Raw genomic sequence first — 7,960 nt, 5'->3', positions numbered from 1 at the left:
TCTCTATGCCGTTTAGGGCGACGTTTGCGAGCAGTGGACTGACCACTCCCCCTTGTGGAGTTCCTTGCTCCGGGAACTCTGGGTTTACCCCTGCTTTTAGGCATCTGAACACTCCTTGTTTTATACACTTGGGTGCTATTAGATTAGCCATTATTGTGCTGTGGGATATGCGGTCAAAACATTTTTTGATGTCTAATTCGATGACCCTTTTTGTGATGCCGTTTGAATTAGATTTTAGGTGGTTTTGCATGTGCTTTTGGGCGTCATGCGCTCCTCTTCCTGTTCTAAATCCGTAACTGCATGGGTGGAATTCAGCCTCGTGTGCTGGTTCCAGGGCGAATTTAACTAGACATTGCCATGCTCTATCAGCGATTGTGGGTATTTTGAGTAATCTCGTTTTCCCGTTTTTCTTGGCTATGGGGATTTCCCGTAGTCCGGCATGTTTCCAGTCAGTTGCATGCTGGTTCAGTAGCTCAAGTAAGTTCAATCTCTGCCGGTAGTTGAGGGATGACTTTCCGTCAATTCCGGGGGTTTTCTTACCCTGATTTAATTGTGTTACTTGACGTATGGCCAATAACTGTGCTGAACGGGATTTCATTATCAGTTTCTGTAGAGACCGAGCTTTCCTCTGGTCGCCAGCTTGGACTGCTTTATATAGTCGTCTTTGTAGGCGGAAAAGATTCTGGCGGAGTTTCTTCCACGGTTGGCTTTTCCAAAGGTCACTAGCTTTGTTACTGTGTCTACCCATGCTCTCCTTGGAGTCCTATAATCTTCGATACCCGTGACCAGTTGTTCGGTCACATCCTACCCGGTAGGAGGGATTACACTTGGCATAGTTTACCGAGGTTCGACCGTTCCTCAGACCTGCTCTACCGTTTTTACTCGTTCCGTCTTTTGGATTGTTTTGGTGATTTAGGGCGGTTCAATTTGCCTATCCTCTTCTCAGAGATTACGGATGTTGCTATCAAACTCCGTGAGAATGAGAGGATGAAGTCTCGCATTTGTTGTTCAGGTTGCGGCTTAAGAATAAGACATTTTTTCAGAACCTGTTTACCCGTGTCACCTCCCTATTAGCGAAGCGTGTTGTTACCTGCTTGTGGTCAACTGATTGCGCCCTGGTGCCAGCTTCGCTCCGCTAGATGCCGCTTGCTCGACGTGGCCAAGGTAAGGAGTCACTTATCTCTTCAAGGGGTGGGTTTTCACCACCATCCGCATGACAGTTAGAAATCTTTGAGGGTGTTGTACCTCGCGATTCCCCTTACTCATACCCCTCTAGTTTCTAGAGGCTCCTAGTAAGAACGAGCCGCACAATGGCTTTCTTTCGGTTAGCAGAGCCTTTCTTTTTTCGAGAAACCCGACGCTGATAGAACTTTAATCGTTTCTCGCCTTTTCGGTAAAATCTAGGATTGGGTTCTGCATATCCATCTGAGTCCGTATAAAACTCTTTTAAGCCAACATCTAGGCCGACATTACAGCCAGTGGCTTGTAATTGTTCTGAAGTATCAACTTTCACGCAAAATTGAATGTAGTAGCCATCAGCTCTTTGGACTATGCGAACCCGCTTTATGAGCTTAGGGTCGAATCGCCATAAGTCCCAGGTACCCTTGAGCTTTACTTGCCCAATCCCCTTTTTGTCCGTGAATTTTATCGACTTACTATCTGGGGATAACTTCCATCCAGATTGCTTATACTCGACTGACCTAGAATGCTTCTTAAATTTTGGATACCCTTTCTTCCCCGGGACTTTCTTTTTACAGTTATCAAAGAAGCGTTTAATAGCACGTTCTACGTTTTCAACAGATGCTTGACAAGCATGGCTGTTAAGATGTTTGACAAATTCAAATTCATCCCTTAATTGAGTGTTGTATCGATAGAGTTCTTTCTTTCCAATTCCACGATTATCCATCCAGAATCGGAGCACCTTGTTTCTGACAAAGCGAGCTGTTCTAATAGCTTCATTTATTGCTACTTTCTGACTCTCTTTTAAGACAGCCTTGAACTCCATTCCCAGCACTTTACTATCACCTCCTTTGCTGTAGTTTCTTTACTTACTATTATAGTCGAACTATTGAAGTAAAAGTTCCCGAACAGTTAGGGAATAAATTCCCGTTCGGGCTAACCCCATGGTTTGAAGTTACCGTAAGGAGAGTGGAGCCTTAATCAATAAGTTTTAACCTTTTTATGCATAGCCTGCCAACCATAAAGGCTCCACTCTCCTAAGGTTTCGTCTCCGGGATAGAATCCAGGGGCTTGCGCCCTCAGGGTCTTCGGTCAAGTTATGTCTAGTTAAGCAGATCCTAGTTAATCAGCTACTAAGAAACAACTCCCCAATCCATATAAGGCAACCTAGCCGCTGTGGATCGAATCGCTTCTACTTGAGCAACCAGTTGTCCACAAGTATCCCAAGTCCCAGTCAACAGCATGTTTCTTGGTCCATCCTCCATAAACACAGAAGCCTGCAACTCACCACAATAGACTTGCATCTCTTCCAAATCCAAGGTCATCGGGATTTCAGGATTCTCATGGAGGCTTGTTTGTAATTGCTTGACGGTTTCCGAGTCAGCGGTCACACAGGGAAGCCCTATCGCCAAGCAGTTACCAAAAAAGATTTCGGCAAAACTCTCTCCGACAATTCCTTGAATCCCCCATTTAGATATCGCTTGAGGGGCATGTTCCCGTGAAGACCCACAGCCAAAGTTACCATTTACTACTAAAACCGTTGCACCTTGATAGTGGGGTTGGTCAAAGGGATGTTGTCCGTTAGCTTGAGCGCGGTCATCAACAAAAACCTGTTGTCCGAGACCATCAAAGGTCACACAGCGCAAAAATCGAGCTGGGATAATCCGGTCGGTGTCGATATCATTCCCTACTACAGGAATTCCTGTTCCGGTAATCATCTTTACTTCACTACTCATCAGACCTGCTCCTATACCATCAACTCCCGAACATCAGCCACTGCCCCTTTAACGGCTGCGGCTACAACCATAGCTGGACTCATCAACAACGTCCGTCCCGTGGAAGACCCCTGGCGACCTTTAAAATTGCGGTTAGAAGACGAAGCACTAATCTGACTCCCTTGGAGTTTGTCCGGATTCATTGCCAAACACATCGAGCATCCAGGCTCTCGCCACTCAAACCCAGCCTCCACAAAGACTTGATCGAGTCCTTCTGCTTCTGCTTCTTGCTTAACCCGTTCCGAACCTGGAACCACAAAGGCTTTGACTCCCTCAGCCACATGATGACCTTGAGCAAATTTAGCGGCTTCTCGCAGGTCAGTCAGTCTACCATTGGTGCAGCTACCGATAAAACACACATCCACCTTTGTGCCTTGAATTTCTGTGCCTGGAGTTAGCTGCATGTACTCATAGGCTTGTTGTGCGATCGCTCTTTCCGTTTCTGGCAAACTCTCCGGTATCGGAATGGTTTCATTAACCGCAATTCCTTGACCTGGTGTAATCCCCCAGGTCACTGTAGGCGCAATGTCTGCCGCCTCAAACCTAACCACATCATCATACACGGCATCGTCATCGGACCGGATACTGTTCCACCAAGCCACCGCCTGTTCCCAATCTGCACCTTTGGGAGCAAAATCTTTCCCCTTAAGATAATCAAACGTTACCTGATCCGGGTTAACATAGCCGCACCGAGCTCCCCCCTCGATCGACATATTACAAACAGTCATCCGTCCTTCCATGGACATCTGCTCAAAGGTAGTACCAGCATATTCATAGGCATAGCCAACTCCACCTTTGACCCCCAACTTACGAATGATGTGTAAGATCACATCTTTCGGGTAAACCCCTGGGCGTAAATTACCATTCACCTCTATTTTGCGAACCTTAAGCTTAGACAATGCCAAGGTTTGGGAGGCTAAGACATCACGGACTTGAGAGGTACCAATTCCAAATGCGATCGCACCAAACGCACCATGAGTCGAAGTATGGGAATCCCCGCAAGCCACCGTCATGCCTGGCTGAGTCAACCCTTGTTCCGGAGCAATCACATGGACAATGCCCTGATTCCCAGAGCCGATATTATAAAATCGAATCCCAAACTCCTTACTACTGTTTTCCAACGCTTGCATCATCTCCTCTGCCAAGACATCAGCAAACGGACGACCTTGGTTTTCCGTCGGAACAATATGGTCTACCGTTGCCACAGTTCGTTGTGGAAACAGCACCTTCAATCCCCGTTCCCGCAGCATCGCAAAGGCTTGGGGACTAGTCACCTCATGAATTAAGTGTAAACCAATAAATAGTTGAGTCTGACCCGAAGGCAACGTGCCAACACTATGTAAATCCCAAACTTTGTCAAACAGTGTTCTCGCGCTCATTTAGAAAAGGCTTCTTACCTGGAATCCAAGACAGGGGTAATAGATTTAATCCCCAGATTCTACATTTTATTCTAAAATATGTTATTTTCAACACATATTTGACAATCTTGGTAAAAAAATTAACAGCGTCCCCATAAGTATTCAGCTATCAGCTATCAGCTTATGGGCTACATCACAGCGCTTGTGGCCTGTGCCACGGTACTTGAGGTGCCATTAGCGATCAGCATTCAGCTTATGGGCTATGGGCAACCTACGATAACAGCTTTTGAATAAGCGATGGAGCGCGGTCTTGGGGGTTTCCCCCACTCGCGCTTTGCATCAAGAAAACCGGTAAGCATTTGTTTAATCTGTGTTACGGAAAGCTTACTGCTGACCGCTGACTGCTGACTGCTGACTGCTGACCGCTGACCGCTGAATGCTTACGGCTCCCCACCAATGACTAATCATCAAATAAACCTAAAATTGGACCAAGGATAGCTCCAAAGACAAATCCACCAGCATGAGCCCAGTAAGCAATTCCCCCACCCTCCATTCCCACCTGAGCCTGAGCTCCCAGACTGGCTATGCCATTAAACGCTTGCTGTAGAAACCAAAACCCTAGATAAAATACAGCTGGTATCCTAGCCACGAAAAATATGAAAAATAGGGGCACTAGAGTCAGGATTTTGGCATTAGGAAACCTGATAATATAGGCACCCATAACTCCAGCAATTGCTCCACTAGCTCCTAAAGCTGGAATAGGAGATAGAGCCGAAAAAAACCATTGCGCTAACGCGGCTAAAGCCCCACAAGTGAGATAAAAAATTAAGAACCTTATCCCCCCAAGTTTTTCTTCAATGTTGTTACCAAAAATCCACAAAAATAACATATTGGAGCCAACATGAAGAAAGCCAGCATGGAGAAATTGGGATGTGATCAGAGTCAAGGGTTCTGGCACAGGCTGGCCTACAGGAATACCATCGAAACTAGCGGTTAACTCCCTAGGTACCACAGCATAAAGCCTAAAAAACGTGTCGAGTTCTGGTTTACTTAAGCTCAGTTCATAAATAAATACTAAAATATTAATAGCAATCAGAATGATAGTAATATATGGCGTGATTGTGATTGGGTTTTCGTCTCTTAGGGGTACCATAATTCGTTTTTATTTTATGAGTTCACCGAAATATTCACACCAGATTCTAAAGCCAGTTTACAAAATTAACTAATCTTTGAGCTTTTGCTAAGCAGTCAGTTTTCAACCCCCGTTTATGATCACACTGTTCTCAAGTTAACTCAAACTTGATTTGTGAACTACAATAGGTCAGCTGATTGAGGAGTGCTAGATTTTGGCGTTGCTGATCTAAGGAATAATATCAAGTCTAGTTGGGTCAGTTGCCACTTACCAGTTACCACTTACCTTAAATCATTCCATAATTTAGCAACGCCCTATGTTTAGCTTTTGTTGAATCTACCACTTCAGCAGATTAAATTGTTCCATATCCACCGTATCCCGATTACGATATATCGACAGCACAATAGCTAAACCCACCGCCGCTTCTGCAGCTGCTACGGTAATTACAAAAACAGTAAACACTTGACCCTTAATGCCTGCTGAGTCCATAAAATTAGAGAACCCCATTAAATTCAGGTTGACCGCATTCAGCATTAGCTCAATAGACATCAGCACTCGCACGGCATTGCGGCTAGTTACTAGACCATAAATACCGATGCAGAACAAAGCAGCAGCAAGTAGTAAAAAGTATTGGAGTTGAAGTTCCATAAATTATGATGTTTTATGTAGGTAATAGTAAGCTATTCAGCATTTAGATTGGGATACCTAAATTGCTCAAAGGTAACAGTTAACAGCGGTTATGGTAACAGGTAATAACCAATTTAAGCGATGCAGCGCGCTCTTGGGGGTCTCCCCCATGAGCGACTGCATCAAGAAAAATGAACATCAGCTTAGTTTTTAAATGGGTAATTACTAGTTGGTTATTGACCCTTGAGGGGTGACAGTAAACCTTGGCATTTCGGCCACGCTACGCGAACAACTTACCCTTCACCATGCCAAGGGCGAACAACCTTCAACAAAAAACTAAACGGTTGTCTTAGTGGAATCTCCTGCTACAGACGCAAGCTCCCGAGGACGTTCAGGCAAGGTCAAAGCTGTAGCAATTTCCTGATCTCTCGAAACCAATTCCTCAGGAATATAATCCCGACGAGCTATGATAATTGCCCCTACCATTGCCATTAACAAAAGTACAGAAGCTAGCTCAAACGGCAATAAAAAGTCACTGAAAAAATGCTGACCAATCTCCACAGCAGTATTAGTAACAACCATAGCTGGATCAATTTCAACTGACCATGGCGTTGCCAAAACCATTGTACTCAGAAGCGCAAACAAACCAATACAGACTATAGCAGTGGATCCAGTGCGCACCCAGCGCTTAGTCATTGGTTGAAAATCCTCTCGCTTATTCACCAACATGATGGCAAATAAAATTAGGACATTAACCGCCCCAACATAGATTAATATCTGTGCTGCTGCTACAAAGTCAGCATTTAGCAGAATATACAATCCAGAAATACCGATGAAAACACCAGCCAGTAAAAACGCTGAGTATACAATGTTGGAAAGAAGGACAACCCCTAAAGCCGCCCCAATCATGATCACCGATAGTATGGCAACGGAAATTATCTGAACCCCTTCCGCTAGATTCATGCTTAGCTTATCTCCTCGTGATATATTTTTGGCTAATCGTTATTAGTGATAAGTCATTGGTCACAGTCAACAGTCACTAGTTAACCTTCAACCTTCAACCTTCAACTTTAAATTTTCAACCTTCAACCTTCAACCTTGGCCTTTGGCCACGCTACGCGAACAACTTTTAAAAGACCAATGACTAACAACTAACTCTTAACGTCTTCTTCCTTTGATTGCATTTGCTCGAGAATTTCCTCTGGACGCATACCAGCCCTTTGAGAACCTGCTGGCAAATCATGAGGATCCATAACCCCTTTCGGTAGATAAGCCAATTCCCTTAGAGGAGTTACCATTGGGTCTTGGGTAACTTTATAGGGGAGGCGTCCCAGGGCTACATTATCATAGTTCAACTCATGACGGTCGTAGGTAGAAATTTCATATTCTTCCGTCGCTGATAGACAGTTAGTGGGGCAGTATTCAATGCAGTTAGCACAGAAAATACAAACTCCGAAATCTATACTGTAGTGCTTGAGATTTTTCTTCTTAGTAGCTTTATCAAATTCGTAATCTACCACTGGCAAGTTAATCGGACAAACCCGCACACAGACTTCGCAGGAAATACACTTATCAAATTCAAAATGAATCCGACCGCGATAGCGCTCAGAGGGGATTAGTTTTTCGTAAGGGTATTGTACTGTAATTGGACGCCGTTGCATGTGATCAAAAGTCACCGATATCCCTTGACCAATGTAGCGAGCAGCCTGCACAGTTTCTTTAGCGTAGTCGCCAACCTGTTTGAGGAACTTTAGCATAATAATAGTTTAGTGTCTCTCTCTTGATGGTCTTGCTGAGTATTGTAGTACTGATTTATGATTTCTAAATTATGTACTTTTTTAAGTATATCTTGTCCGTTTTACTACTTATTACTATCGTTTTTTCGTTAC

General features: G+C 44.4%; 7 protein-coding genes and 1 pseudogene. All 8 read right to left on the bottom strand.

Going from position 1 to position 7,960, the window contains the following annotated elements:
* On the bottom strand, window positions 1-748 hold a 748-nt coding region (locus F6K20_RS15395), incomplete at its 3' end, for a reverse transcriptase N-terminal domain-containing protein (RefSeq protein ID WP_287295212.1).
* Between the two features lie 552 nt (window positions 749-1,300).
* Window positions 1,301-2,005: pseudogene (locus tag F6K20_RS15390) on the bottom strand (RNA-guided endonuclease InsQ/TnpB family protein); the annotation flags it as partial.
* A 307-nt stretch (window positions 2,006-2,312) separates the two neighbouring features.
* Window positions 2,313-2,915 (bottom strand): 3-isopropylmalate dehydratase small subunit, encoded by a 603-nt coding sequence (gene leuD, locus F6K20_RS15385; protein ID WP_008185019.1) that lies wholly within the window; start codon window positions 2,913-2,915, stop codon window positions 2,313-2,315.
* Window positions 2,916-2,926: 11 nt separating this feature from the next.
* Window positions 2,927-4,333 (bottom strand): 3-isopropylmalate dehydratase large subunit, encoded by a 1,407-nt coding sequence (gene leuC, locus F6K20_RS15380; RefSeq protein WP_287295211.1) that lies wholly within the window; start codon window positions 4,331-4,333, stop codon window positions 2,927-2,929.
* Window positions 4,334-4,772: 439 nt separating this feature from the next.
* Window positions 4,773-5,465 (bottom strand): rhomboid family intramembrane serine protease, encoded by a 693-nt coding sequence (locus F6K20_RS15375; RefSeq protein ID WP_287295209.1) that lies wholly within the window; start codon window positions 5,463-5,465, stop codon window positions 4,773-4,775.
* Between the two features lie 315 nt (window positions 5,466-5,780).
* Window positions 5,781-6,092 carry an NADH-quinone oxidoreductase subunit NuoK gene (nuoK, locus tag F6K20_RS15370; protein ID WP_008185025.1) on the bottom strand — a complete coding sequence of 104 codons (312 nt, stop codon included), beginning with the start codon at window positions 6,090-6,092 and terminating at the stop codon, window positions 5,781-5,783.
* 315 nt (window positions 6,093-6,407) lie between these two features.
* Window positions 6,408-7,034, bottom strand: coding sequence for an NADH-quinone oxidoreductase subunit J (locus tag F6K20_RS15365; RefSeq protein ID WP_008185027.1), 627 nt, complete (start codon window positions 7,032-7,034; stop codon window positions 6,408-6,410).
* Between the two features lie 188 nt (window positions 7,035-7,222).
* Window positions 7,223-7,828 (bottom strand): NAD(P)H-quinone oxidoreductase subunit I, encoded by a 606-nt coding sequence (gene ndhI / locus F6K20_RS15360; protein ID WP_287295207.1) that lies wholly within the window; start codon window positions 7,826-7,828, stop codon window positions 7,223-7,225.
* Window positions 7,829-7,960: the final 132 nt, after the last annotated feature.

The organism is Moorena sp. SIO2C4 (assembly GCF_010672485.1).
Lineage (GTDB): Bacteria > Cyanobacteriota > Cyanobacteriia > Cyanobacteriales > Coleofasciculaceae > Moorena > Moorena producens.
The sequence above is the reverse complement of the archived record's forward strand: the minus strand, read 5'-3'. Positions and strand labels throughout refer to the sequence as shown.

What these genes read in the sequence shown, in the direction of transcription:
- leuC (WP_287295211.1), bottom strand. Translation starts at nt 4,333, where the DNA reads ATGAGCGCGAGAACACTGTTTGACAAAGTTTGGGATTTACATAGTGTT.
- F6K20_RS15375 (WP_287295209.1), bottom strand. Translation starts at nt 5,465, where the DNA reads ATGGTACCCCTAAGAGACGAAAACCCAATCACAATCACGCCATATATT.
- nuoK (WP_008185025.1), bottom strand. Translation starts at nt 6,092, where the DNA reads ATGGAACTTCAACTCCAATACTTTTTACTACTTGCTGCTGCTTTGTTC.
- ndhI (WP_287295207.1), bottom strand. Translation starts at nt 7,828, where the DNA reads ATGCTAAAGTTCCTCAAACAGGTTGGCGACTACGCTAAAGAAACTGTG.
- F6K20_RS15365 (WP_008185027.1), bottom strand. Translation starts at nt 7,034, where the DNA reads ATGAATCTAGCGGAAGGGGTTCAGATAATTTCCGTTGCCATACTATCG.
- leuD (WP_008185019.1), bottom strand. Translation starts at nt 2,915, where the DNA reads ATGAGTAGTGAAGTAAAGATGATTACCGGAACAGGAATTCCTGTAGTA.